Origin of the sequence: Mycobacterium hippophais (assembly GCF_027529605.1) — a bacterium.
GTDB classification, from domain to species: Bacteria; Actinomycetota; Actinomycetes; order Mycobacteriales; family Mycobacteriaceae; genus Mycobacterium; species Mycobacterium arseniciresistens.
In genome coordinates this window covers 344406-369729 of record NZ_JAPZPY010000004.1, presented here as the reverse complement: position 1 = coordinate 369729, position 25324 = coordinate 344406, and the positions used below count along the sequence as shown (strand labels likewise).

Below are 25324 nucleotides of genomic sequence, written 5' to 3'. Positions count from 1 at the left end.
GCGTCCCACCATGTTCGACCTGATGACCGGCATCACCGCCCTGTTGACGGTGCAGAACCTGCTGTTGCTCTTCGGCGGTGTGATGATCGGCATGATCGTCGGCGTCATCCCCGGAGTCGGCCCGTCCGCCGGGCTGGCGATCCTGCTTCCGGTGACGTTCGGGCTCGACCCGACCGGCGCCATCGTGATGCTGGCCGCCGTCTACTACGGCGCCATGTATGGCGGAACCATCACCTCGGTACTGATCAACACACCGGGCGAATCTGCCACCGTGGCAAGCACGTTCGACGGCTATCCACTCGCCAAACAGGGGCGGGCCGGGCCCGCGCTGGTGATGGCGGCGGTCGGCTCGTTCGTGGCGGGCACCATCGGGGCGGTGCTGCTCAGTGTGGCCGCGCCGGTGACCGCCGAGTTCGCCAAGACCTTCGGTCCCCCTGAGTACTTCCTCGTCGTGATGGCGGGCCTGCTGACCGTCATCGTGATCCTGCGCGGCAACAAGATGCTCGGCGCGTTGTCGGCGCTCATCGGCTTCGCGATCGGCACCGTCGGCATCGACATCGGCGGCGGCGGCCAGCGGTACACCTTCGGCTCGGTGGACCTGATCAACGGCATCGACTTCATCCCCGTCGCGATCGGACTGTTCGCCGTCGGTGAGGTGATGCACACGCTGTGGCGGGGCGGCCACCTCGAAGAGCTCAAGTTCTTCGGGGTGTCGGCGCGCAGCCGCGGATTCTGGCCCACCCGCACGGATGTCCGTGAGTCCGTCGGGCCCACGCTGCGCGGCTCGTTCCTCGGATTCGGTGTCGGGTTGACGCCGGGCGCCGGCGCCACCGTCGCCTCGCTGATGGCATACAACGTCGAGAAATCGGTATCGCGGACGCCGGAGAAATTCGGCAAGGGCGCGATGGCCGGGCTGGTCGGCCCGGAGTCGGCCAACAACGCGGCATCCTCGGGCGCCATGGTGCCCCTGCTGACACTCGGCATCCCCGGCGGCGGCGCGACCGCCGTGCTGCTCGGCGGATTCCTGATGTGGGGCCTGCAACCGGGTCCGCTGCTGATGCAGCAGAACCCGGAGTTCGCCTGGGGTCTCATCGCGAGCATGTTCCTCGGAAACGTGATGCTGTTGGGTGTCAACGTCTTCTGCATCCCGGCGTTCGCCAGCATCGCGCGCGTGCCGTTCCGGGTGCTCGGCCCGATCATCATCCTGCTGTGCGCGCTCGGCACCTTCGCGGTGAACAAGAGCCTGCTCGACGTGCAGATCATGCTGGCCTGCGGCGTGCTCGGATTCTTCATGCGCCAGTACGGGCTGTCCCCGGCCGCGCTGATCATCGCCCTGGTGCTGGGTCCGCTGGCCGAGGAGTCGCTGCGGCAGACGATGGTGATCTCCGGCGGCAGCCTGGGCGTCTTCGTCGAACGGAGCACCTCGCTGGGGATTCTGGCGTTCATCGTGCTGCTGTTCGCGATCCCGTTCATCAAGAATCCGATGCGCCGCGCGACACAGTCCGCGCTGCAACTCGTCTCGATGCGCCGTCGACAGACGGCCGAGGGCAAGGCTGCCGGTCGCGACGGCAACGCACTCAATGACGACGACCGGGAACACGTCTGATGAACATCGGCTCACTGCTGCTGACAGCGACGGCAGCGGTGATCGGCGCAGGCATCGCCACCCTGCTCCACCTGCCCGCCGCGCCTCTGCTCGGGGCCATGGTGGGGGTCGCACTGGTCAACATCTTCAGCTCGTCGGCGTTCGAGATCCCCTCCGTCGGGAAGTGGATCGTCTACGCCGTGCTCGGCTGGCTGCTGGGCACCGGGGTCAACCAGGAGACGCTGACCCAACTGCGGTCGGCGGTGGTGCCGATCGTCGTGACCGTCGTCGCCTTCCTGGTGTTCGGGCTGCTCGCGGCGCTGCTGCTGTGGAAATTCACCCCGTTCGATTCGATGACCGCGCTACTGGCCACCGCACCGGGCGGCATCGCCCAGATGGGCGCGCTGTCCGCCGGCGCCGGCGCCAATGTTCCGATCGTGCTGACCGTGCACGTGCTGCGCATCACTTCGGTGATCGTGCTCATGTCGGTCGGCCTGAAACTGATGGGAGGACGCGGATGACGGATGCAACCGGGCCCGCACCCCGACCGCTCGCCGACATCCGGGTGGTCGATCTCAGCCGCGCACTGGCCGGTCCGTACGCCACGATGATGATGGCCGACGCCGGCGCCGACGTGGTGAAGGTGGAACCGCCGGGAGGCGACGACAGCCGGGGCTGGCTGCCCTACGTCGACCGCAACGGCCACCGGGAGTCGGCGTACTACATGAGCGCCAACCGCAACAAGCGCTCGGTGGTGCTCGACCTCAAATCGGCCGAGGGCGCCGACCGGCTGCGCTGGCTGGTCGCGCAGGCCGACGTGCTCGTCGAGAACTACCGGCCCGGGGTGCTCGACCGGCTCGGGCTCGGCCTCGACCGGCTGCGCGAGCTCAATCCCCGGCTGGTGACGCTGTCCATCACCGGATTCGGCAAGGGCGGACCGGACGGCGCGCGGCCCGGTTTCGACCAGATCGTCCAGGCCGAGGCCGGCCTGATGGCGCTGACCGGACAGCCCGGCGGCACCCCGCAACGCGTGGGGCTGCCCATGTGCGACATCCTGGCCGGACTCTTCGGGGCGTTCGGGGTGATGACCGCACTGCGGGCGCGGGAGCACACCGGCCGCGGGCAGCACGTCGAGACCTCGCTGCTGGCGGCGGTGGTCGGGGTGCACGTGTTCCACGGCGTCGGCTGGCTCTCCGCCGGCGTGGAACCGGTGCTCACGGGCAACCGCCATCCGTCCATCGCGCCGTACGGGGTGTTCGGGTGCGAGGACGCCGATATCGTGATCGCCGTCGGGTCGGAATCGCTGTGGCGCAAGTTCGCGCCGATCGTGGGCCTCGACGCCGACCGCCCCGACATCGCCACCAACATCGACCGGGTCGGCCGGGCCGACGCGCTACAGAAGGAGATCGACGCCCTGCTCGCCGACAGGACCGCTGAGGAGGTGCTCGCCGCGCTCGACGCGGCGGGTGTGCCCGCGGGCCGCATTCGCACCGTGCCCGAGGTCTACGACTGGGCGCAGGTCCGCGAGTCGATGGTGCTGACACTGCCGCACCCGACGCTGGGTGACCTGGAGATGCCCGCGTCGCCGCTGCAGCTGTCCGAACACGGCGATCCGCGCCGCGAGGCGCCACCCTCACTCGGCGGTGACCAGGACGCGGTCTTCGCCGGTTACGCACCCTCGGGAGGATGCCGATGACCCAGCGGATGGCCGTGATCGGCGGCGGCATCGTCGGTGCCGCCGTCGCCCGCGAGATCCTGGCCCGAAGGCCCGACGCCGAGGTGACGGTGTTCGACAAGGAGGACCGCCTCGCGTCGCACCAGACCGGACGCAACAGCGGCGTCGTGCACGCCGGGCTCTACTACCAGCCGGGCTCACAGAAGGCGCTGCTCTGCCGGCGCGGGGTGCGCCTGCTCGAGGATTACTGCGCCGAGCGCGGGATCCGCCGGATCGCCTGCGGCAAGGTGCTGGTCGCCCTCGACGAGGTGGAACGGGCCCGGCTGTCCGACATCGAGGACCGCGCCCGCGCCAACGGCGTGCCCGGGATCCGGATCATCGGCCCCGGCGAGCTGCGCGAACTCGAACCGCACGTCCGCGGCGTCGCCGCACTGCACTCGCCGTCGACGTCGATCGTCGACTTCGCCGAGGTGACCCAGGCTCTCGCCGCCGACGCCGTCGCCGCCGGCGCGAAGATCCTGCTCGGCCACGAGGTGACCGGGATGCAGGTCAAGGGATCCGAGGTGGTGCTGACCACGCGGACCGCAGGCGGGACGGATGAGAGCGCCTTCGATCAGGTGGTCGCCTGCGGCGGCCTGCAGAGCGACCGGTTGGCCGAGATGGCCGGCGACGGACCCGATCCGGTGATCATGCCGTTCCGCGGCGAGTACTACGCGCTCAAGCCGGAGCGCCGCGGGCTTGTCAACGGCCTGGTGTATCCGGTGCCCGACCCGCGTTACCCGTTCCTCGGCGTCCACGTCACGCCGCGGGTCGACGGTGAGGTGCTGATCGGCCCGAACGCGGTGCTCGCGCTGGCCCGCGAGGGTTACACGTGGCGCAACGTGTCCCCCGCCGATCTCGCCGGCGTCGCCCGCACCCCGGCGTTCTGGCGGTTCGCCCGGCAGCACTGGCGCACCGGGATCCGCGAGATGTACGGCTCGCTGAGCAAGCGGCGGTTCGTCGCGGCCGCCCGGGCCTACGTCCCCGAACTCGGCGACGACGACGTCGTGCCGGGCCGGGCGGGGATCCGCGCGCAGGCGCTCGACGCCGACGGCGGACTCGTCGACGACTTCCGGATCAGCATCCGCGACCGGATCGTGGTGCTGCGCAACGCGCCGTCGCCGGCGGCCACGTCCGCGCTCGCCATCGCCGAGCACGTCGTCTCCACCCTCGAGGGCCGCCCGTGACCGACGTCATCGCCGGCGGCCTCTGGGGAGTGCTGGCCACTCCGTTCGACGACCACCTCGACATCGACCTCGAATCACTGCGCAACGAGGTCGCGTCGTTCGCCGAGGACGGCTGCGGCGGTCTGGTCGCGCTCGGCGTGTTCGGCGAGGCGGCCTCCCTGCGACCCGACGAGGCCGACGCCGTCGCGCAGACCGTCGCGGCGGCCACCGACCTGCCGTACGTGCTCGGGCTCTCCGAACGGGACCCCGACGCCGTGGTGGCGCAGGCGCAGCGACTGCTCGGGGCGGTGTCCCGGCCGCCGGTGGCGCTGATGGCTCAGATCGGTGACGCCGACCCCGCCGTGGCCGCGGAGGCCATGCGGCGGTTGCACGACGGCACCGGAATCGGCGTGCTGGTGCAGGACTATCCCGTCGTGTCGGGGATCCGGGTGACCGACGAGCAGGTGGTGGAGCTGGTCCGGGCGTGCCCGTTCGCGGTCGGCGTGAAATCCGAGACGCCGCCCACGTCCGTCGCGATCGCCCACCTGGCACCCCGGCTCGACGTGCCGGTGTTCGGTGGGCTCGGCGGTGTCGGACTGCTCGACGAACTGGCCGCCGGATCGGCGGGCGCCATGACGGGCTTCAGCCATCCGGCCGCGCTGGCGGCGGTGTTGCGCGCCCACCGCGACGGCGGATTCCGCGCCGCCCGGGAGGCATGGGCGCCGTGGTTGCCGCTGGCCAACTTCGAAGGGCAGCTGCGCGTCGGCCTGGCGATCCGCAAGGAGCTGCTGCGCCGGCGCGGGGTGATCGCCTGCGCACGCGTTCGGCCACCCGCCACACCGCTGCCCGCATCACTGGTGCCGCTGCTCGAACAGCATCTGAGCAGCGTGCCCGCAACCCAATCCGCGCCTCGCTGAAGGGACTTCGACATGGATCTCGGCATCACCGGACGCACCGCCCTGGTGCTCGGCGGCAGCGGCGGCCTTGGCGGCGCCATCGCGGTGCGCCTCGCGCAGGAGGGCGCCGCCGTCGCGGTCACCGGCCGGTCGCAGGACGCCCTGGCCGCCACCGCCGCGAAGGTCGAGGAGGCCGGCGGCAAGGCGCTGCCCCTGGTGTGGGACCTCGGCGACGCCGGCCGGCGGGAGCCCACCGTGGCCGAGGTGGAACGCACCCTCGGGCCGATCGACATCCTGGTCAACAACACCGGCGGCCCGCCACCCACCCCGGTGGCCGGCCAGGACGACGCCACCTGGCGGGACAGCTTCGAGAAGATGGTGCTGTCGGTCATCGCGCTGACCGACCGGGTGGTGCCGGGCATGCGGGAACGCGGCTGGGGCCGCATCCTGACCTCGACGTCGTCGGGCGCGCTCAGCCCGATCCCGAACCTGGGGCTGTCGAACACTTTGCGGGCGAGCCTGCACGCCTGGTCGAAGACCCTCGCCGACGAGGTCGGGCGGGACGGCATCACGTCGAACGTGATCGTGCCGGGCCGCATCGCCACCGACCGCACGCAGTTCCTCGACGAACGCCGGGCGGCCCGCGAGGACCGCAGCGTCGAGGACGTCGCACGCGACAGCGCCGCCACCATGGCGCTGGGCCGGTACGGCAGGCCCGACGAGTACGCCGACGTGGCGGCCTTTTTGTGCAGCGACCGCGCGTCCTACATCACCGGCGCGGTGATCCGCGTCGACGGCGGCCTGATCCGCAGCGTCGTCTGAAATCAACCACCCACACCAGTAACCACTTCGTCTCAGGGAGTTCCGTTGCGCCTCCGTACCGTTCGACTCGATGACCGACCCACCGCCTGCGTCGCACTGGCCGATGGGCGCCTGGCCCGGGTGGACCGCGTGCTGCCCGGCGCGCCCGACAGCCTGATGGCGCTGCTCGAGACCGGCGCGCTGGACGCACTCGCCGCCGCCGTGGCCGCCGGCGTCTCCGACGACGCGTGTGCCGACCCCGCCGCGCCGGTGCTCGCGCCGTGGACACGCCCCCGCAAGATCCTCGGCATCGGGCTGAACTACGGCGCACACGCAGGCGATCTCGGCGAGCAGGCCCCGCGGACGTCGCCGGCGTCGTTCATCAAGGGCGATCACACGATCGTCGGCCCGGGAGAGCCCATCGTGGTGCCGCCCGGGATCGGCAAGGTGACCTCGGAGGCGGAACTCGGACTGGTGATCGGGCGGACGTGCTATCAGGTGGGTGTCGAGGAGGCGCTGTCCTATGTGGCGGGCGTGGTGCCGGTGCTCGACCAGACCGCCGAGGCCGTGCTGCTGGAGAACCCGCGCTACCTCACCCGGGTGAAGAACTACCCGAGCTTCTTCGCGTTCGGCCCCGACCTCATCACCATGGACGAGGTGCTCGCCCACGGGCCTCTGGCGGACCTGCGTGTCGCGACCATCCACAACGGCGCGGTGCACCGCAAGGACACCGTGTCGGGGATGACGTTCTCCCCCGCCGAGCTGCTCAGCTTCCACAGCCAGGTGATGCCGTTCTACCCGGGCGACATCCTGTCGACCGGTACTCCCGGCGCGGTCGGCATCGAGGCGGGCGACGTGGTGCGGTGCGAACTCGGCGACGGACTCGCCGACCTGACGAACCCGGTGCGGTAGCCGCACCGGCTCGCGCTCAGCAACTTCTTGAGTCGTCAAGCGGTCCCGTCCTCTTACGTCCATTGCGGGCCGCCGAGCGTCGTCGCGGCCGGACAATGGGGGCGACGGAGGAGGCGCCATGGCGACATCGGTCGACCTGACAGGATCGTTCACCACCGACATGCACCGGGTACTGCGCGAGGCGGCCCAGCACGGGCCACTGGCCACCGATGAGGTAACCGGAGCCACCGTCGTCCTGCGCCACGACGACGTCGAGTCGCTGGCACACGACCCACGGCTCAACGGAATCGGGCTGACGCTCTTCGATGTCATGGGTATCACCGACGGTCCACTGCGCGACTGGTACGGCCGGTTGATGTTCACCACCGAAGGCGACTACCACCGACGGATACGTTCCCTGGTCTCGAAATCCTTCACACCCCGTTCCGTCGCGGCGTTGCGGTCCACCGCGACCGTCATGGCCGAGGAGGCGGCCGACGCGGTGCGCGACGGCGGAGACCTCGTCGCGGCGTGCTCGCCGCTGGGCACCCGGCTGATCTGCCGGCTGCTCGGGGTACCCGACGCCGATGTGGCGGTGTTCGCCCGATGGGCCGACGCGCTGAGCCCCGTCTTCTTCGTCATGACCGCCGACCAGATCGCGGCCGCGACGACCGCCATCACCGAACTGCACACGTACGTCGACGAATTGACCGCCCGCCGGGCGCAGGACCCGGGACCCGACCTCATCACCGCCCTACTGGCCGCGGAGGCCGACGGTGAACGGCTCACCCACGACGAGACCGTCACGATGATCGCCAATCTCCTGGTCGCGGGCCACGACACCACCGGAAGCCAGATCCCGTGCAGCCTGCTGGTGGCGCTGCAGCACCGCGACGGGATAGCGCGTGACGACGACGTCCTGATGGCGAGCGCGGTCACGGAGACGATCCGCATGGAGCCCAGCATCCCGCTGATCCCACGCACCGCTGTGGCGCCGATCGAGGTGTACGGGGTGTCGCTTGCGGCCGGCTCGATGGTGTTCCTGTGCATCGCCGCCGCCTGCCGCGACGAGACGGCCTGGCACGACCCGGATCAGTTCGACGCCGCCCGCTTCACCCGGCCGGACGCGCCCAAGCTGATGAACTTCGGCGCCGGGGTGCACTACTGCCTCGGCACGGCGCTGGCGAAGGTGACCGTGCACGAGTGTGTGAAATCGGTTCTCGCGCTTGATCCGCCGCTGCGGCTGACCGAGGCACCGGCGGAGATTCCGTGGCGTCAGGTGCTGGGCCGCAGCCCGGCTCGCCTGCTTGTGGCCTGACACGGGCGGCGCGGCGCCACCGGGCACAGCTCAGCGGCGCTGCACCGCGCCGACCCGCTCGGCCGCCACCGCGACCGCGGCGTCACGCGCCGCGCTGGCCTCGTCCTCGGTGAGCGTGCGGTCGGTGGCCCGGAACCGCAGCGCCAGGGCCAGCGACTTGCGGCCCTCGCCGACCTGCGGGCCGGTGTACACGTCGAACAGCCGGACGTCCTCGAGCAGCGGGCCCCCGCCGGCACGCACCGCAGCGATCACGCTCTGCGCCGCGACGTCCTCTTCGACGATCAGGCTGACGTCCTGGAACACCGCCGGGAACGGCGACACCGACGGAGCAGGCAGCGATTCCACGATCGGCACCGCGTCGAGGTCGAGTTCGACCGCGCACGCCCCCTTGGGCAGGCCGGCCCGCTCGATCACCGCGGGATGCAGCTGACCGGCGTGGCCGACGACCACGCCGTCACTGACGTCGCCGACCAGGATCTCGGCACACCGGCCCGGATGCCAGGGCAGTCGCTCACCGGACCGCAACGCGAAGTCCACACCGGCGGCCCGCCCGATGGCGCGCACCGCCTCAAAGGCGTCGGCCGCCTCGACCGCCCGGCCGGGACCCCAGGGACCTGCCGGTTCGCGCAGACCGGCCAGCACGACGGCGACGTGCTCGGGCTGACGGGGCAGCGACGCGTCGAGAACCGCGATCTCCTCGGCGGTGGGTCGCCGGTCGGTGGGGATGCGGTCGACCGCACGGGTATTCTCCGTCGGCTCCACCACCTGGGCGACGGCGAACAGCCCGACGTCGACCGCGCCGCGGGACACGTTGCGGGTCAACGTCTCCAGCAGCGCGGGAAGCAGGGTGGTGGCCAGGTGCGGCCGGTCGGTCTCCAGGGGGTTGAGCACCTCGGTGGTGCGCCGCCGCGGGTCGTCGGCGGCCAGCCCCCACTGATCGAACACCCCGGCGGGCAGGAACGGCGACGGCAGGATCTCGACGAAACCGGCCAGCGCGAGCGACGTCCCGACCGCCCGGCGCCGCTTCTGGACCGGCGTCAGGCCGCGGCCGGGCGGCGCGGCGGGCAGCACCGAGGGGATCACCTCCAGCCCTTCCAGCCGCAGCACCTCCTCGACGAGGTCGGCCGGTTCCCGCAGGTCGGGCCGCCAGCTCGGCGGGATCGCGGTGAGCCGATCGCCGTCGACGGTCACCTCGGCGCCCACCTGGGTGAGCCGGCGCGGCGTGGTGCCGTCGGCGTAGTCGACACCGGCGATGCGATCGGGCAGGTCGACCGCCATGCTCACCGCGGGCTGGGACCAGTCCTCGCGCGGCGGATCACCCCGCCAGTCGGTCAACGTGGGTTCGGGTGTGCCGCCGGCGATCTCGGCCAGAAGCGCCGCGCAGCGGTCGAGCGCGGCAACGGAGATCGCCGGATCGACCGAACGTTCGTAGCGCCGGCCGGCCTCGCTGGCCAGCCGCAGCCGGCGCTGAGTCCGCGACACCGCGGCCGGGTCCCACACCGCGGCCTCGAGCAGCACGTCGGTGGTGGTATCGCGGACCTCGGTGGTGCCCGCACCCATCACGCCGCCGATCGCTGCGGTCGCCGCGTCGTCGACGATCAGCACGTCGCCGGCAGCGAGTGTGCGTTTCACATCGTCGAGGGTGACCACCGTCTCCCCCGCACGGGCCAGCCGGACGTCGAACCCGCCGTTGATCAGGCTGCGGTCATGAGCGTGCATGGGGTGGCCGAGTTCGAGCATCACGTAGTTGGTGACGTCGACCGCAGGCGAGATGGCCCGGATGCCACAGAGGATCAGGCGGCGCTGCAGCCACCACGGCGACACCGCGGCGGGATCGATGCCGGTGACCGGACGCAGGCCGAAGCGGATCACGCCGGTGTCGGGTTGGACGGTCAGCGGCCACGCCTCACCCTCGACGGGCAGGGCGGGCACCTCGGCGGGATCGGCGTAGTCCAGGTCGTGGGCACAGGCGATCTCACGGGCCATCCCCCGCACCGAGAGGCAGTAGCCCCGGTCGGGTGTGATCGCGAGGTCGAACACCACGTCGTCCAGACCGAGCACCTCGACGGCGTCGTCGCCGGGAGCCGCGGTGCCCGGCGGCAGCACCAGGATTCCCGCCTGGTCGGCGCCCAGCCGCAGTTCGGAGGTCGAACAGATCATGCCGTCGGACGTGCGGCTGTAGGTCTTGCGGGTGGCGATGCTGAAGTCGCCGGGCAGCACCGTGCCGGGCAGCGCCACGGCGACGAGGTCGCCGACGGCGAAATTGGTCGCGCCGCAGACGATGTCGCGCAGCTCCGGCTCCCCGACGTCGACCTTCACCGCCCGGATCGGCTTCTTGAACTCGGTGAGCTCCTCGATCTCGGCGACACGGCCGATGGTGAGCGGACCCGTCACCGGACCGACGGGGATGATCCCCTCGACCTCGTGACCGATCCGGATGAACGTCGCCTCGAGCTCCTCAGGCGTGGCGTCCCAGTCCGGTGCACCGGCGCGCACGACCTCACGCAGCCAGCTGTAGGGAACGCGCATCAGGCGCCGACCCCGAACGGCAGCGAGAACCGGACGTCACCCTCGACCATGTCGCGCATGTCGGGAATGCCGTTGCGGAACTGCAGGGTTCGCTCGAGTCCCATGCCGAAGGCGAACCCGGAGTAGACGTCGGGGTCGATCCCGCAGGCGCGCAGCACGTTCGGGTTCATCATGCCGCAGCCGCCCCACTCCACCCAGCCCGCACCGCCCTTCTTGCCCTCGAACCAGACGTCCACCTCACCGGAGGGTTCGGTGAACGGGAAGAAGTGCGGCCGGAACCGGGTGCGGCCCTGCGGCCCGAACAGCGCCCTGGCGAACGCGTCGAGGCTGCCGCGCAGGTGCGCCATCGTCAGCCCCTTGTCCACTGCCATCCCCTCGACCTGGTGGAACACCGGGGTGTGGGTGGCGTCCAGCTCGTCGGTGCGGAAGGTGCGGCCGATCGAGATGATGTAGACCGGCAGCTCGCGTTCCAGCAGCGCCCGGACCTGGACCGGCGAGGTGTGCGTGCGCAGCACCTGACGGGAGCCGTCCGGCGCGATGTGGAAGGTGTCCTGCTCGCTGCGCGCGGGATGGTCGGGCGGGAAGTTCAGCGCGTCGAAGTTGAACTGCTCGGTCTCGACCTCGGGGCCCTCGGCCAGTTCCCAGCCCATCGCGACGAAGGTGTCGGCGATGTGGTCGCCGAGGATCGTGATCGGGTGCCGGGCGCCGACGGGCTGCCGCGTCGAGGGCAGCGTCACATCGATGCGCTCGGCCACCAGCACCGCGGCGTCCCGTTCGGCGCGCAGCACGGCGAGGCGGTCGTCGTAGCTGCGCTGCGCCTCGGTCCGCGCGACGTTGACCCGCTTGCCCGCGTCGGCGCGCTCGGCCTTGGGCAGCCCGCCGAGCGCCTGGCGGGCCAGCGCGATCGGTGCGCGGTCGCCCAGGTGTTCGGTCTTGGCCCTGGCCAGCGCATCGAGGTCGGTGGCCAGCTCGAAGGCGTGCCGGGCAGCGCTGACCGCCTCGGTCAGCGCTTCTTCGGACAGGGTTTCGGCCACGTCATCGGGCTGCTCGGCCACCCGGCGATCATAGGGGATCACCGGAAAGGCCCCCGCGCCCGTCAGGTGCGCCCGCCCAGCCGCCGTCCGGTCAGTCGTCGGCCGATTCGTCGGCGGGTTCGTGGCCCCTGCGGCTGCGCAGGCGGTACATGGACAGATCGGACGGAACGCCGTCCGGCTTGGTGGTGAAGATCGGCCTGCGCTGCCGCTTGACCGTGACACCGAGCGCGTCGAACTCGTCGTCGGGAATCCGCTCCAGCGTGGTCTGCGAGACGACCAGCCCGCCGCGGGTCGCCCGGTCCATCGCCCTCGCGGCGATGTTGACGTCCACGCCCAGCCAGTCCGAGCCGATCCGCTGCGGTCGGCCGGTGTGCACGCCCGCCCGCATCCGCGGGGTGTAGCCGTCCACCTCGACGGCCCTGGCCGCGTCCATCGCCGTGATCGTCGCGCGCACCGCCACGACGGGGTCGGTGAACACGGCCATCATGCCGTCGCCCATCCGCTTGACGATGTGGCCGCCGGCCTCGAGCAGCGGCGGCTCGGCGACCTGCGCGACACGCCTCAGCAGGCGCAGTGTGGCGTCGTCGCCGGCGCGCAGCGACCACGGCGAGAATCCCACGAGGTCGGTGAAGACCAACGTCACCTCGCGGTTGGCCGGCTTGCCCGACACCCGTTCGGTCAGTGCCTGCCACACCTGCAGGGCGCCGAGGCTGACCTCGCGCGACGCGGCGTCGCGGTCGAGCAACCGGTCGGCGACGCGCGCGGCGGCGCGGGGGCCGCCGACGCCCGCGGCCGACAGCGGATCTCCGAACTCCGGATCGCCGGGCAGCGCGCGCCGGGCGCGCTTCACGAAGTTGATGAGGCCCGGGCTGTGGTTGGTCCTGCGCAGCCATCCGCGCGGTCCCTGGCTGCCGTCCGATGAGGGATCGGGCACCTGTTCGATCTCACCGTTTCGGCCGGATCGTTCCTCGAACGATTCGACATTCACGGCGCCAGCCTAGGTGCCGGTTTCGTTGCCCGGCAATCGACTGAAGGCGAAACGCCGGGCCACTGTGCGCACGATCGTTGCGGGGCGCGGCGGCCGGCGGGCCCCACCGCACGCCGGTCACGTGCGCGAAGCGGCTGGTCACGAGCGTGCGCCGAGTCGATAGCAGCTGTGTCACAGGGTTCTTCGACGCCTGCGTCAATCGTCGACAACGGGCGTTGTCAGCACTATCGTGGGGACACACCGTGGGTTTGGAGTCAGCGAGGACAGATGGCCACGACACCGGACGATCTCGGCGGCAGCTCCGGCACCGCCCGCTTGCACCGTCGCGCCACGGCACCCGAACCCCTGGGTCCCGAGTCGCTGACCTGGAAGTATTTCGGCGACCTGCGCACCGGGATGCTCGGCGTGTGGATCGGCGCCATCCAGAACATGTATCCCGAGCTCGGCGCCGGCGTGGAGGACCACTCCGTGCTGCTGCGCGAGCCACTGCAGCGCGTCGCGCGTTCGGTCTACCCGATCATGGGCGTCGTCTACGACGGCCCGCGCGCCACCCAGACCGGTGAGCAGATCAAGGGCTACCACACCACCATCAAGGGCATCGACGGCGACGGCCGCCGCTACCACGCCCTCAATCCCGAGACGTTCTACTGGGCGCACGCCACCTTCTTCATGCTGATCATCAAGACCGCCGAGTACTTCTGCGGCGGGCTCACCGAGGCCGAGAAGCGCCAGCTCTTCGCCGAGCACGTGCAGTGGTACTCGATGTACGGCATGAGCATGCGACCGGTCCCGGAGACCTGGGAGGACTTCTGCGAGTACTGGGACCGCAAGTGCCGCGAGGAGCTCGAGATCAACAAGGCCACCCTGGACATCTTCGACATCCGGATCCCCAAGCCGCGGTTCGTGCTGATGCCGACGCCGCTGTGGGATCAGCTGTTCAGGCCGATGGTGGCGGGGCAGCGCTGGATCGCCGCGGGACTGTTCGACCCCGCGGTCCGGGAGAAGGCAGGCATGCGGTGGACGCCCGGCGACGAGGTGGTGCTGCGGTTGTTCGGGAAGCTGGTCGAGCTGGCGTTCGTCGCGGTCCCCGACGAGATCCGGCTGCATCCGCGCGCGCTGGCGGCCTACCGGCGGGCCCAGGGCCGGCTGCCCGACGACGCGCCACTGGTCGAGGCCCCGGCGTTCATGGGACCGCCGCGTGACCGCCGCGGGCTGCCGATGCACTACGTGCCGCGCGGCAAGACGATCCTTGACCGGGCCGGCTCGCTGGTGCACACCACGTTCTCGCTCGCCGGTCTCCGCCCGGCCCGCGCCCGCCGCACGGCGGCCTGAGCCACCTCTGGGAGACTGACGACATGCTGGATTGGTCAGACGTGGACATCGCCGTGCGCGACGCGGTTCGGGAGTTCGTCGACAAGGAGATCCGTCCGCACGTCGACGCGCTGGAGAGCGGCGAGATGGAGCCGTATCCGATCATCCGGAAGTTGTTCGCGGCGTTCGGGATCGACGCGATGGCGCGTGAATCGCTGGACAAGCGGCTGGCCCGGCTGCGCGACGGCGGCGGTGACGGTGGCGGCGGAGGCGCCTCGGGCGGGATGTTCGGCGGCGGCCCCGACCAGGCGGGTATGGGCTTCGTCCTGGTCAGCGAACTGTGCCGGGTCTGCATGGGCATCGTCGCGGGAATGGGCGTGAGCCTTGGCCTGACGGTGCCGACCATCATGAGCCGGGGCACGCCCGCGCAGCAGGAGCGGTGGCTGCCCGGCCTGGTCACCTACGAGAAGGTCGGCGCGTGGGCGATCACCGAACCCGATTCGGGTTCGGATGCGTTCGGCGGCATGAAGTCCTATGTGGTGCGCGATGGCGACGACTACATCCTCAACGGGCAGAAGACCTTCATCACCAACGGCCCCGACGCCGACGTGGTGGTCGTCTACGCCAAGCTCGACGAGGGCGACCCGAGCGTGAGCAAGCGCGACCGCAAGGTGCTGACGTTCGTGCTCGACCGCGGCATGGAGGGCTTCGTCCAGTCGAAACCGTTCCGCAAGATGGGCATTCACAGCTCGCGCACCGGTGAGCTGTTCTTCAACAACGTCCGCCTCGGCCGCGACCGGCTGCTCGGCGAGAGCGAAGGCACCGGAGGCGACGTCTCCGATTCCAGAGCCAGCGCCCGGTCGAACTTCTCCGCCGAGCGCATCGGTGTGGCCGCGATGGCCCTCGGCGTCATCGAGGAGTGCCTGCGGCTGTGCGTGGACTACGCCAAGACCCGCACCCTGTGGGGTCAGGAGATCGGGCAGTTCCAGCTCATCCAGCTGAAACTGGCGAGCATGGAGGTCGCCCGGATCAACGTGCGCAACATGCTGTTCCGCGTCATCGAGGCCGCGCAGACCGGCACGTCGATCTCTCTGGCTGAGGCCTCGGCCATCAAGTGGTACTGCTCGCAGGCCGCCACCGATGTCGCGATGGAGGCCGTTCAGGTGTTCGGCGGCAACGGCTACATGACCGAGTACCGGGTGGAGCAGCTGGCGCGTGACGCGAAGTCGCTGATGATCTACGCGGGAAGCAACGAGGTGCAGATCACCCACGTGGCGCGCGGGCTGCTGGCGTAGTTCTGCCGCCGGACCCCCGCGGACGCGCGAAGGGCTAGCCTGGTCCCACCGACGACCGCAGGAGCGCCAGGTGGACCTCAGCAACGACACCGCACTGATCACCGGCGCGAGCGGAGGCATCGGCGAGGAGTTCGCCGTCCAGCTCGCGCGCCGCGGCACCGATCTCGTGCTCGTCGCGCGGCGGACGGACAAACTCGCCGCGCTGCGCGACACGTTGCTGGCGGCCCATCCGGGCCTGACGGTCGACGTGGTCGCGGCCGACCTGTCCGAGCCGGGCTCGGGCGCCGAACTCGAGGCCAAGGTCCGCGAGCTCGGCCGGACGGTCGACGTGCTGATCAACAATGCGGGCGTCGGCCTGCACGGGGCGTTCGTCGGCCAGCCGCCCGAGCCGAACGCCGCCCAGATCCAGTTGAACTGCGGCACGCTGGTCGATCTCACCGCGCGCTTCCTGCCCGCGATGACGCAGCGCGGCCACGGCGTGGTGGTCAACGTGGCGTCCACCGCGGCGTTCCAGCCGACGCCCGGGATGGCCGTCTACGGCGCGACGAAGGCCTTCGTGCTGTCGTACACCGAGGCGCTGTGGCAGGAGTGCAAGGGCACGGGTGTCCGGGTGCTGGCGCTGTGCCCCGGCGCGACGGAGACCGAGTTCTTCGCCCGCACCGGCGAGGAGTTCCTCACCAGCGGCAGGCAGACCTCCAAGCAGGTGGTGGACACCGCGATGTCCGCGCTGGACAAGTCCACTCCGACCGTGGTGTCCGGTTGGAAGAACTCACTTCTCGCGACCGGGTACCGGTTCACTCCCCGGACGCTGATGCTGCAGGTGTCCGAGCGGCTGCTGAAGTCGAACTAGCGGGCCCGCGCGCTCTGGTACAGGCAGATCGACGCCGCCGACGCCACGTTGAGGCTCTCGGCATTGCCCGGCATCGGGATGTGCACCCGGTGGTCGGCCAGCGCGGCCAGTTCGGCGGGCAGTCCGTGCGCTTCGGGGCCGAACAGCCACGCGGTCGGCGCAGTCAGGGCGGCGGCGAGTTCGGGCGCGTCGAGGGCGATCTCGCCGTCGACGGTGGTGGCCAGCACCTGCAGCCCGGCGGTCGTCAACTCCCCCACCACGGCGACGGCGTCGGGATCGGAGATCACCGGGATGGTGAAGATGCTGCCCGCCGAGGCGCGCAGGCACTTGCCGTTGTACGGATCGACGCTGTGCCCGGTGAACACCACCGCGTCGGCGCCCATCGCGTCGGCGAGGCGGATCAGCGTGCCGGCGTTGCCGGGCTCGGAGATCTCGACCGGTACCGCCACCAGCCGCGGCCCGTCGGCCAGCACGTCGGCGAGGGTCACGGTGGGCAACTCGCACACCGCGACCAGTCCGACCGGGGTGACGGTGTCCGACAACGCCTTCGCCGCACGCTCGGTGACCAGGTGCAACGGCGCGCCGTTCAGCAGGTCGCCGAAGCGCTCCGCCGCGGACTCCGTCGCGAACACCTCGGAAACCACTCCGCGCCGCAACGCTGACTCGACCAGGTTGGGTCCCTCGGCGAGAAAACGTGCGGCGCGGCGGCGTCCGACGTGTCGGTGCAGTTTGATCGCTGCCGCCACCCGGGCGGAGCGTTCAGACAGTGTCAGGCGGCCTCTCCGGCCGACGGCGCGTTGACGTCCTCCGGCAACGCGGCCCTGGCCACCTCGACCAGCGCGGTGAACGCGGCCGGGTCGCTGATGGCGATCTCGGAGAGGTTCTTACGGTCCACCTCGACGCCGGCGGCCTTGAGGCCCTGGATCAACCGGTTGTAGGTGATGTCGTTGGCGCGTGCGGCGGCGTTGATGCGCGAGATCCACAGCTTGCGGAACTCGCCCTTGCGGGCGCGGCGGTCGCGGTAGGCGTAGTTCAGCGAATGCAGCTGCTGTTCCTTTGCCTTCCGGTACAGGCGTGACCGCTGTCCGCGGTAGCCCTTGGATGCTGCCAGGATGGTGCGCCGCTTCTTCTGGGCGTTGACTGCGCGCTTAACGCGTGCCATGGGTGATTCCTATTCTCGTACGGGCTGGAAAGTGTCGGGACGACCTGGAGTGCGTTGGCGCACTCAGCCGTTCAGCATCTTGTTGATGCGCTTGGTGTCGTTCGCCGCCACGGTGGTGCGGCCCTCCAGCCGGCGGGTGCGCTTGCTCGACTTGTGCTCGAGAAGGTGCCTGCGGTTGGCCTTCTCACGCATGATCTTGCCGGTCCCGGTGCGGCGGAATCGCTTCGATGCACCGCTGTGGGTCTTGGCCTTGGGCATGTCGTCCTCGGTTTCTCGTGTCGGATCAGGTGGGGTTGGGCGGCTCGGCCGGCTCGGCGCTCGCGCGCTGCGCGGCAGGCGCATCGGCGTCGTGCGCCGCCTTGGCGCGGGTCTTCGCGCCGCGGTGCGGTGCCAGCACCATCGTCATGTTGCGGCCGTCCTGCTTGGCCGACGTCTCGACGAAGCCGTAGTCGGCGACGTCGGCGCCGAGGCGCTGCAGCAGTCGGTAGCCCAGTTCGGGCCGGGACTGCTCACGTCCGCGGAACATGATGGTCACCTTGACCTTGGACCCCGCCTCGAGGAAGCGGACGACGTGACCCTTCTTGGTCTCGTAGTCGTGCGGGTCGATCTTGGGACGCAGCTTCTGTTCCTTGACGACGGTCTGCTGCTGGTTCTTGCGAGACTCGCGCGCCTTCTGAGCCGTCTCGTACTTGAACTTGCCGTAGTCCATGATCTTGCACACCGGCGGTTTGGCGTCCGGGGCAACTTCGACAAGGTCGAGATCGGCGTCCGCGGCGACGCGGAGGGCGTCTTCGATGCGCACGATGCCCACCTGCTCACCGCCCGGTCCGATCAGGCGGACCTCAGGTACGCGGATGCGCTCGTTGACGCGGGTCTCAGTGCTGATGGGGCCTCCTATAGTTGTCTACCTATGAGGAGCCCACGCCATCAGCGCCTCTGCCCGTAAGACAGAGAAAGCCCTGCTGGTAGCAGGGCCCATGCCGACCAGAACAGACATCTACCGATGTCCGACCGGACCGCTGAGCCTTCGGATACCTCCGTGGCCAGCGGTGGGAGTGGGACTCCACTTGCTGTCCCTGGCCTGAGCCGGGACGGTCGCGCATGCGAGTCTAGCAGGCATGACCGAGTTTCCTGCATTCGATGACGGGGCGGCCACACCGCCGGTCCGCGAGCTCGCCGAGATTCCCGCCGTCGAGGTGATCACGCGGTCGGCCGTGATGCTGATGAGTGCGGCGGCCGAGAAGCTCGGGCTGTCCGCCGAGGACCCCGACGACAGCCCGCACCGCGACCTCGACGAGGCCCGACGGCTGATCACCGCGCTCGCCGGACTGGTGACGGCGTCGGCCGAATACCTCGGTCCGCACGCCGGACCGGTCCGCGATGGACTGAAGTCGCTGCAGTTGGCGTTCCGCGAAGCCAGCGCGGCGCCCGAGGAACCGGGCCACGGTCCGGGCGAGAAATACACCGGCCCCGTCTGGTAGTTTCTGCCACCCATTTGCCCGGGTGAGCGCATATCCTCGCGGCCTATGACCCTCACCAATCCGCCGAGGGCGCGGTCGACCACCCGATATCCCTGGGTTCCCGCCGCCGCCGGGTGGACCGTCGGAATCATCGCCACCCTGTCGCTGTTGGCCAGCGTCTCGCCATTGGTGCGGTGGATGATCAGGGTCCCGCGCGAGTTCGTCAACGACTACATCTTCAACTTCCCCGACACCAGCTTCGCCTGGGCGTTCGTGCTGGCGTTGCTGGCCGCCGCGCTGGCCGCCCGCAAACGCATCGCCTGGTGGGTGCTGCTGCTCTACATGGTGGCCGCAGTCGGCTGGAACGTCGTGGACCTGCTGACCGGCGACGAGTCGGTCATCGAGGAGATCGGCGAGGTGATCGGCCTGGCCTTCCACGTCGCTGCGATCGCCTTCCTGCTACTGGCCCGCCCGGAATTCTGGGCCCGGGTCCGGCGGGCGGCCCTGGTCAAGGCCGTCGGAACGCTGGTCGCCGGCATGGCGCTGGGCATCCTCGTGGGCTGGGCGCTGGTGGAACTGTTCCCCGGCACGCTCGAACGGGACTACCGGCTGGCCTACGCCGCGAACCGGGTGGTGGCCTTTGCCGGCGTCGACTCCGCGGCGTTCGAGGGCCAGCACCCCCACGTCCTCGTCAACGCGGTGCTCGGCCTGTTCGGCGCGCTGGCGCTGATGGCCGCCGCGGTGGTGCTGTTCCAGTCGCAACGCGCGGACAACGCGCTGACCGGCGAGGACGAGTCGGCGATCCGGGGGCTGCTCGAGCTGTACGGGAAGAACGACTCGCTCGGGTACTTCGCCACCCGCCGCGACAAGTCGGTGGTGTTCGCGCCCAACGGCCGCGCCGCGATCACCTACCGCGTCGAGGTCGGGGTGTGCCTGGCCAGTGGCGATCCCGTCGGCGATCCCAAGGCATGGCCGCAGGCCATCGCCGCCTGGCTGCAGTTGTGCCAGACCTACGGGTGGGCGCCGGGCGTGATGGGCGCCAGCTTCACCGGTGCCGCAGCCTACCGCGAGGCGGGCCTGAACGCGTTGCAGCTCGGCGACGAGGCGATCCTGCACCCGGACAGGTTCCGGCTGTCCGGACCGGACATGCGCGCGGTGCGGCAGGCCGTCACCCGGGCCCGCCGTGCCGGCGCGTCGGTGCGCATCCGCCGCCACCGCGACCTCAGCGCCGAGGAGATGGCCGAGGTGATCACCCGGGCGGACGCGTGGCGCGACACCGAGAGCGAACGCGGATTCTCGATGGCGCTCGGCCGGCTCGGCGACCCCGCGGACCGTGACTGCCTGCTGGTCGAGACGGTGCAGGGTGCCACCGGCGGGCAGGAGCGAAGCGACTCGGGGAATGGCAGCGAGGTGGTGGCGATGCTCTCGCTGGTGCCGTGGGGTACCACCGGGGTGTCGCTGGATCTGATGCGCCGCTCCCCTACGTCGCCCAACGGCACCATCGAGCTGATGGTCAGCGAGCTGTGCATGCAGGCCGAGGGCATCGGTGTCACCCGGATCTCGCTGAACTTCGCGATGTTCCGGTCGGCCTTCGAGCAGGGCGCACAGCTGGGCGCCGGACCGGTGGCCCGGTTGTGGCGCTGGCTGCTGGTGTTCTTCTCCCGGTGGTGGCAGCTCGAGACGCTGTACCGCTCCAACATGAAGTACCAACCCGAGTGGGTGCCGCGCTTCGCCTGCTACGAGGACGCCCGGCTCGTCCCACGGGTGGGCGTCGCGTCGGTGATCGCCGAGGGCTTCCTGGTACTGCCGTTCTCCCGGCGGAACAAGCAGCACACCGGCCACCACGTGTCGGCTCCCGACGCCCTGATGGCCAGCGGACTGCTGCACCACGACGGCAGCGCCCCCGACGTCTCCGGACTACAGGCCGACATGGCCGACGAGGCCGCGGGCCCCCGGCTGCCGGAGCAGGTCCGGGTGCGGATGGCGAAGCTGAAGGCGCTGCAGGACAGCGGTGTCGACGCCTACCCGGTGGGCCAGGCGCCGAGCCACACGGTGGCCCAGGCGAACGACGCCGCCGACGACACCGCCGTGTCGGTGGCGGGCCGGGTGCTCCGCATGCGCGACTACGGCGGCGTGCTGTTCGCCCAGTTGCGCGACTGGTCCGGTGAAATGCAACTGCTGCTCGACAATTCGAAGCTGGAACAGGGGACGTCGGCCGACTTCACCGCCGCCCTCGATCTGGGCGACCTGATCGAGGTGTCCGGAGTGATCGGCTACAGCCGCAAGGGCGTGCGGTCACTGCTGGTGCACCGGTGGCGGCTGATCGGCAAATGCCTTCGCCCGCTGCCGGACAAGTGGAAGGGCCTGACCGACCAGGAGGCCCGCGTCCGCGCCCGCTACGTCGACCTGGCCGTCAACACCGAGGCGCGCGACCTGATCAAGGCGCGCAGCGGTGTGCTGCACGCCATCCGGAACACGCTGTACCACAAGGGTTTCCTCGAGGTCGAGACGCCGATCCTGCAGCAGATCCACGGCGGCGCCAACGCGCGGCCCTTCATGACCCACATCAACGCCTACGACCTCGATCTGTATCTGCGGATCGCCCCGGAGCTGTACCTGAAACGGCTGTGCGTCGGCGGCGTCGAGCGGGTCTTCGAACTCGGCCGGGCGTTCCGCAACGAGGGCGTCGACTTCAGCCACAACCCCGAGTTCACTCTGCTCGAGGCGTACCAGGCGCACGCGGACTACAACGTGTGGATCGACGGCTGCCGCGAGCTCATCCAGAACGCCGCCCTGGCCGCCAACGGCGAGCAGGTGTTCCTGCGGCCCCGCGACGATGGCACGCTCGCCCCGGTCGACATCTCCGGTGAGTGGGCGGTCAAGACGGTGCACGGCGCGGTGTCGGAGGCACTGGGCGAACACGTCGACATCGACACCGACCTGCCGACCCTGCGCCGGTTGTGCGACGCGGCGCACATCCCCTATCTGACCCACTGGGACGCCGGTGCCGTGGTGCTCGAGATGTACGAGCACCTGGTCGAGGACCGCACCGAGCAGCCGACGTTCTACAAGGACTTCCCGACGTCGGTGTCGCCGCTGACCCGCCCGCACCGCAGCATCCCCGGCGTGGCGGAGCGGTGGGACCTCGTCGCGTGGGGTGTCGAGCTGGGCACCGCGTACAGCGAACTGACCGATCCGGTGGAACAGCGCAGGCGGCTGCAGGAGCAGTCGCTGCTGGCCTCGGGCGGCGACCCGGAGGCCATGGAACTCGACGAGGACTTCCTGCAGGCGATGGAGTACGCGATGCCGCCGACCGGCGGCCTCGGCATGGGCGTCGACCGGGTGGTGATGCTGATCACCGGGCGCAGCATCCGCGAGACGTTGCCCTTCCCGCTGGCCAAACCCCGGTAGGGCGGCCGCGCCATCGTTCGACTTCCGATCACGGGCACCCAAACCCGTGACAACGCGGAAGCGAGGCCGTCAGCTACCTGCATGCCCACCGACGCCGCCGCACGGCAGCAGCCCGCCCGCGTCGTGGTCGTCGGCGGAGGTTTCAGCGGGACGATGACCGCGGTGAACCTCGCGCGGCTCCGCGACGTCCCGCTGGACCTGACGGTGGTCAACGAGCGCGAACCCGTCGGACGCGGCATCGCCTACCGGCGGCGCCGCCCCGAGTACCTGCTCAACGTCGCGGCGCGCAACATGTCGGCGTTCCCCGACGAACCCGACCACTTCCTGCGCTGGGTCAGCGCGCAACCGCAGTTCGAAGCGGTGCCGCAGATCGACCTGCGGGAGCGGTTCATCCCCAGGCAGACCTACGGTGACTATCTGCGCGCCCTGACCCAGCGCCATCTGAGCACCGGTCCGGCGCCGGCGAGACTGGTCGTCGGGACCGTGGTCGACGTCGAACCCGGCGACCTGGGCTGCCTCGTCCGCCTCGCCGACGGATCCGCGATCGAGGCCGACCGCGTCGTGCTGGCCACCGGCAACGAGACACCGGCCGCCCTGCCCGGCGCCGAGAGCCTCACCGGCCACCCCGCCTGGGTCGGTGACCCGTGGCAGGCCTGGGAGGAGCGGCTGCCCGAGCGGAACTCGGCCGTCGTTGTGCTCGGAACGGGCCTGACCGCCGTCGACGCGATCATCACCCTGCGGACCATCGGCTGGCGCGGCGACATCCACGCCGTGTCGAGGCACGGCTGGCTGCCGCACGGCCACTTCCGCGGCATCGAGTACCCCGAGTTCCCGCCGCCGGACGTCGACCTGACCACGCTGGGCCTCGACCGGCTGGTCGCCCTCGTCCGCGCGCACTGTGCGGAACTGCATGAGCGCAACGCCCACCCGGCGATCATCGTCGACAAGCTGCGCGCACAGACCCAGCGCATCTGGAGCAGCTTCACCACGGCGGAGCGCCTTGCGTTCGCGCAGCACCACGCAGCGCGGTGGAATGTGTTCCGCCACCGCATCTCGCCCGACATCCACGCTCAGCTGACGCATCTGCAGCTGACCGGGCAGCTGCGGGTGCGTGCCGCCGGGATCGAGAAGCTCGAGGACGACGGCGCGCACATCCGCGTGCATCTGGCCGACGGCGAGACGCTCACCGGTGACGTGGTCATCAACGCCACCGGACCGTCGACGAAGCTGACGGGCACCAGCTCGGTGCTGCTGCAGAACCTTCTGCGCCGCGGCCTGATCGCGCCGGACGCGACGAACATGGGGGTGGCCGTGGACCACGACCACATCGCGTTGACCGCCGACGGCGATCGGTCGGCATGGCTGCTGGCGCTGGGCCCGCTGCTGCGCGGCACGTATTGGGAGACGGTCGCGGTGCCCGAGTTGCGCGGGCAGGCACGACGGGTCGCGGAGACCATCCTCGACCGTCCGCGGGCCGACGAGGTGGAGGGTCCGGCGCAGCTCGAGTACATGGTCTGAACCGTCTGACAGCGGACCCACAGCGGCCCATAAGGATGGTCGGCCACGATGGCGGCCGTGACCCTGGCCGAATCGCTGCGCCACAACCTGTCGTTGATGCACGGGTGGATCCCGGTGACGGTGCAGGTCCTCGCGGGCCTGGCGTTGCTCGCGGCGGTGATCCGGCGCTCGCGGCGGTGGCAGCTGACCTGGCTGCCCTGGGCGGCGTTCGTCGGGGTCGCCCTCGCGGTGTGCGCGTACTGGTACGTGGCGGCCGAGGGACTGGCCGGGGAACCCGCGCCGCAGACACTGTGGCTGTGGACCGGCCTGTCGGGCGTGGCGGTCGCGGTGCTCGTCACCGGCTGGCGCGCCACCCGGTTCTGGCAGCGCGGGGTGGCGGTGCTCGCGGTGCCGCTGTGCGCCCTTTCCGCGGCACTCGCCCTCAACCTGTGGGTGGGGTACTTCCCGACCGTCGGGGTGGCGTGGAACCAGTTGACCGCGGGCCCGCTGCCCGACCAGACCGATCAGGTGACCGTCGCGGCGATGCAGCGGCAGGGCAGGATCCCGGCGACGGGCACCGTCGTACCCGTCGACATCGCCGACACCGCTTCGGGTTTCCGGCACCGCGGCGAGCTGGTCTACCTGCCGCCGGCCTGGTACGCCAGCAATCCCCCGCCCCCGCTGCCGACGGTGATGATGATCGGCGGCGAGTTCAACACGCCTGCCGACTGGCTGCGCGCGGGTGACGCGGTGAAGACCGTGGACGACTACGCCGCCGGGCACCGGGGGTTCGCGCCGGTGCTCGTGTTCGTCGATTCCGGAGGCACGTTCAACAACGACACCGAATGCGTGAACGGCAGCCGCGGCAACGCCGCCGACCACCTGACCAAGGACGTCGTGCCCTACATGGAGCGCACTTTCGGGGTGAGCGCCGACCGCACCCGATGGGGCATCGTGGGCTGGTCGATGGGCGGCACGTGCGCCGTCGACCTCAGCGTCATGCATCCCGAGATGTTCAGCGCGTTCGAGGACATCGCGGGCGACCTCGGGCCGAATGCGGGAGACCGGCAGCAGACCATCGCGCGGCTGTTCGGCGGCAACGCGGCGGCGTGGGCCGACTGGGATCCCACCACGGTGATCACCCGGCACGGCGGCTACACCGACGTGGCGGGCTGGTTCGACATCAACGCCGCGGCCAATGATCAACTGGCGGCAGCGAATTCGTTGTGCGGGCTGGGCGCGGCGCACGGCATCGCGTGTGCGGTACACGTCCAGCCCGGCAAGCACGACTGGCCGTTCGCCGCACAGGCCTTCTCGATCGCCCTGCCGTGGCTGGCCGGTCAGCTCGAGACACCTGCGTCGGCGCCGTTGCCCCTGCCCGCGGTGGCGACCGGCGTGCAGCCCGTCGCCCGCTGA

The 25324-nt window shown here is 70.6% G+C and carries 22 protein-coding genes; 15 read left to right on the top strand and 7 right to left on the bottom strand.

Annotated elements, in window-relative coordinates; genetic code table 11:
• The first annotated feature begins 10 nt into the window (after positions 1-10).
• From O6P37_RS13080 to O6P37_RS13045, 8 genes are all read left to right on the top strand, one after another.
• Complete coding sequence (locus O6P37_RS13080) at positions 11-1606, top strand: tripartite tricarboxylate transporter permease (RefSeq protein WP_269894447.1); 1596 nt, start codon at positions 11-13, stop codon at positions 1604-1606.
• Positions 1606-2106, top strand: coding sequence for an AbrB family transcriptional regulator (locus O6P37_RS13075; RefSeq protein ID WP_269894446.1), 501 nt, complete (start codon positions 1606-1608; stop codon positions 2104-2106). Before O6P37_RS13080 ends, O6P37_RS13075 begins: the two co-directional genes overlap by 1 nt.
• Positions 2103-3281 (top strand): CaiB/BaiF CoA transferase family protein, encoded by a 1179-nt coding sequence (locus tag O6P37_RS13070; protein ID WP_269894445.1) that lies wholly within the window; start codon positions 2103-2105, stop codon positions 3279-3281. The genes O6P37_RS13075 and O6P37_RS13070 overlap by 4 nt, the downstream gene beginning before the upstream one ends.
• Entirely contained in the window at positions 3278-4486 is a 1209-nt protein-coding gene (gene lhgO / locus O6P37_RS13065) for an L-2-hydroxyglutarate oxidase (RefSeq protein WP_269894500.1), read from the top strand. Before O6P37_RS13070 ends, lhgO begins: the two co-directional genes overlap by 4 nt.
• Entirely contained in the window at positions 4483-5382 is a 900-nt protein-coding gene (locus O6P37_RS13060; protein ID WP_269894444.1) for a dihydrodipicolinate synthase family protein, read from the top strand. The genes lhgO and O6P37_RS13060 overlap by 4 nt, the downstream gene beginning before the upstream one ends.
• Before the next feature lie 12 nt (positions 5383-5394).
• A complete protein-coding gene (locus O6P37_RS13055) occupies positions 5395-6183 on the top strand; it encodes an SDR family oxidoreductase (RefSeq protein ID WP_269894443.1) in 789 nt (262 codons plus the stop codon).
• Positions 6184-6228: 45 nt separating this feature from the next.
• Positions 6229-7074 (top strand): fumarylacetoacetate hydrolase family protein, encoded by an 846-nt coding sequence (locus O6P37_RS13050; RefSeq protein WP_269894442.1) that lies wholly within the window; start codon positions 6229-6231, stop codon positions 7072-7074.
• Between the two features lie 118 nt (positions 7075-7192).
• Entirely contained in the window at positions 7193-8371 is a 1179-nt protein-coding gene (locus O6P37_RS13045; protein ID WP_269894441.1) for a cytochrome P450, read from the top strand.
• A 30-nt stretch (positions 8372-8401) separates the two neighbouring features.
• Here the strand turns inward: O6P37_RS13045 and pheT are convergent, their stop codons facing one another.
• From pheT to O6P37_RS13030, 3 genes are all read right to left on the bottom strand, one after another.
• Positions 8402-10900 (bottom strand): phenylalanine--tRNA ligase subunit beta, encoded by a 2499-nt coding sequence (pheT, locus tag O6P37_RS13040; protein WP_269894440.1) that lies wholly within the window; start codon positions 10898-10900, stop codon positions 8402-8404.
• Positions 10900-11955, bottom strand: coding sequence for a phenylalanine--tRNA ligase subunit alpha (pheS, locus tag O6P37_RS13035; protein ID WP_269894439.1), 1056 nt, complete (start codon positions 11953-11955; stop codon positions 10900-10902). The genes pheT and pheS overlap by 1 nt, the downstream gene beginning before the upstream one ends.
• Before the next feature lie 70 nt (positions 11956-12025).
• Positions 12026-12922 (bottom strand): adenylate/guanylate cyclase domain-containing protein, encoded by an 897-nt coding sequence (locus O6P37_RS13030; protein WP_269894438.1) that lies wholly within the window; start codon positions 12920-12922, stop codon positions 12026-12028.
• 267 nt (positions 12923-13189) lie between these two features.
• Here O6P37_RS13030 and O6P37_RS13025 point away from each other — a divergent pair, with 267 nt between their 5' ends.
• From O6P37_RS13025 to O6P37_RS13015, 3 genes are all read left to right on the top strand, one after another.
• Positions 13190-14254 (top strand): oxygenase MpaB family protein, encoded by a 1065-nt coding sequence (locus O6P37_RS13025; protein WP_264013397.1) that lies wholly within the window; start codon positions 13190-13192, stop codon positions 14252-14254.
• 23 nt (positions 14255-14277) lie between these two features.
• The gene (locus O6P37_RS13020) at positions 14278-15528 is read left to right on the top strand and encodes an acyl-CoA dehydrogenase family protein (protein ID WP_269894437.1); all 1251 of its coding nucleotides are present in this window, start codon (positions 14278-14280) and stop codon (positions 15526-15528) included.
• 70 nt (positions 15529-15598) lie between these two features.
• Positions 15599-16378, top strand: coding sequence for an SDR family NAD(P)-dependent oxidoreductase (locus O6P37_RS13015; RefSeq protein WP_269894436.1), 780 nt, complete (start codon positions 15599-15601; stop codon positions 16376-16378).
• Here the strand turns inward: O6P37_RS13015 and O6P37_RS13010 are convergent.
• The 4 genes from O6P37_RS13010 to infC form a co-directional block, all read right to left on the bottom strand.
• Positions 16375-17124, bottom strand: coding sequence for a TrmH family RNA methyltransferase (locus O6P37_RS13010; RefSeq protein ID WP_269894435.1), 750 nt, complete (start codon positions 17122-17124; stop codon positions 16375-16377). The two genes, O6P37_RS13015 and O6P37_RS13010, sit on opposite strands and share 4 nt — an antisense overlap.
• 23 nt (positions 17125-17147) lie before the next feature.
• The gene (gene rplT / locus O6P37_RS13005; protein WP_264013400.1) at positions 17148-17540 is read right to left on the bottom strand and encodes a 50S ribosomal protein L20; all 393 of its coding nucleotides are present in this window, start codon (positions 17538-17540) and stop codon (positions 17148-17150) included.
• 63 nt (positions 17541-17603) lie between these two features.
• Positions 17604-17798 carry a 50S ribosomal protein L35 gene (gene rpmI / locus O6P37_RS13000; RefSeq protein ID WP_264013401.1) on the bottom strand — a complete coding sequence of 65 codons (195 nt, stop codon included), beginning with the start codon at positions 17796-17798 and terminating at the stop codon, positions 17604-17606.
• A 25-nt stretch (positions 17799-17823) separates the two neighbouring features.
• The gene (gene infC, locus O6P37_RS12995) at positions 17824-18426 is read right to left on the bottom strand and encodes a translation initiation factor IF-3 (protein ID WP_264013448.1); all 603 of its coding nucleotides are present in this window, start codon (positions 18424-18426) and stop codon (positions 17824-17826) included.
• Positions 18427-18658: 232 nt separating this feature from the next.
• Between infC and O6P37_RS12990 the strand changes: the two genes are divergently transcribed.
• From O6P37_RS12990 to O6P37_RS12975, 4 genes are all read left to right on the top strand, one after another.
• Complete coding sequence (locus O6P37_RS12990; protein ID WP_264013402.1) at positions 18659-19021, top strand: DUF1844 domain-containing protein; 363 nt, start codon at positions 18659-18661, stop codon at positions 19019-19021.
• 45 nt (positions 19022-19066) lie between these two features.
• Positions 19067-22411, top strand: coding sequence for a bifunctional lysylphosphatidylglycerol synthetase/lysine--tRNA ligase LysX (gene lysX / locus O6P37_RS12985; RefSeq protein ID WP_269894434.1), 3345 nt, complete (start codon positions 19067-19069; stop codon positions 22409-22411).
• An 81-nt stretch (positions 22412-22492) separates the two neighbouring features.
• Positions 22493-23929 (top strand): FAD/NAD(P)-binding protein, encoded by a 1437-nt coding sequence (locus O6P37_RS12980; RefSeq protein WP_269894433.1) that lies wholly within the window; start codon positions 22493-22495, stop codon positions 23927-23929.
• 48 nt (positions 23930-23977) lie between these two features.
• Entirely contained in the window at positions 23978-25324 is a 1347-nt protein-coding gene (locus O6P37_RS12975) for an alpha/beta hydrolase (protein WP_269894432.1), read from the top strand.

Bases quoted from the DNA above. Each gene is read 5' to 3' on its own strand.
- rpmI (WP_264013401.1), bottom strand. From the start codon at position 17,798: ATGCCCAAGGCCAAGACCCACAGCGGTGCATCGAAGCGATTCCGCCGC.
- pheT (WP_269894440.1), bottom strand. From the start codon at position 10,900: ATGCGCGTTCCCTACAGCTGGCTGCGTGAGGTCGTGCGCGCCGGTGCA.
- O6P37_RS13055 (WP_269894443.1), top strand. From the start codon at position 5,395: ATGGATCTCGGCATCACCGGACGCACCGCCCTGGTGCTCGGCGGCAGC.
- O6P37_RS13020 (WP_269894437.1), top strand. From the start codon at position 14,278: ATGCTGGATTGGTCAGACGTGGACATCGCCGTGCGCGACGCGGTTCGG.
- O6P37_RS13080 (WP_269894447.1), top strand. From the start codon at position 11: ATGTTCGACCTGATGACCGGCATCACCGCCCTGTTGACGGTGCAGAAC.
- lysX (WP_269894434.1), top strand. From the start codon at position 19,067: ATGACCCTCACCAATCCGCCGAGGGCGCGGTCGACCACCCGATATCCC.
- O6P37_RS13075 (WP_269894446.1), top strand. From the start codon at position 1,606: ATGAACATCGGCTCACTGCTGCTGACAGCGACGGCAGCGGTGATCGGC.
- O6P37_RS12980 (WP_269894433.1), top strand. From the start codon at position 22,493: ATGCCCACCGACGCCGCCGCACGGCAGCAGCCCGCCCGCGTCGTGGTC.
- O6P37_RS13045 (WP_269894441.1), top strand. From the start codon at position 7,193: ATGGCGACATCGGTCGACCTGACAGGATCGTTCACCACCGACATGCAC.
- rplT (WP_264013400.1), bottom strand. From the start codon at position 17,540: ATGGCACGCGTTAAGCGCGCAGTCAACGCCCAGAAGAAGCGGCGCACC.
- lhgO (WP_269894500.1), top strand. From the start codon at position 3,278: ATGACCCAGCGGATGGCCGTGATCGGCGGCGGCATCGTCGGTGCCGCC.
- O6P37_RS13070 (WP_269894445.1), top strand. From the start codon at position 2,103: ATGACGGATGCAACCGGGCCCGCACCCCGACCGCTCGCCGACATCCGG.
- O6P37_RS12990 (WP_264013402.1), top strand. From the start codon at position 18,659: ATGACCGAGTTTCCTGCATTCGATGACGGGGCGGCCACACCGCCGGTC.
- O6P37_RS12975 (WP_269894432.1), top strand. From the start codon at position 23,978: ATGGCGGCCGTGACCCTGGCCGAATCGCTGCGCCACAACCTGTCGTTG.
- O6P37_RS13025 (WP_264013397.1), top strand. From the start codon at position 13,190: ATGGCCACGACACCGGACGATCTCGGCGGCAGCTCCGGCACCGCCCGC.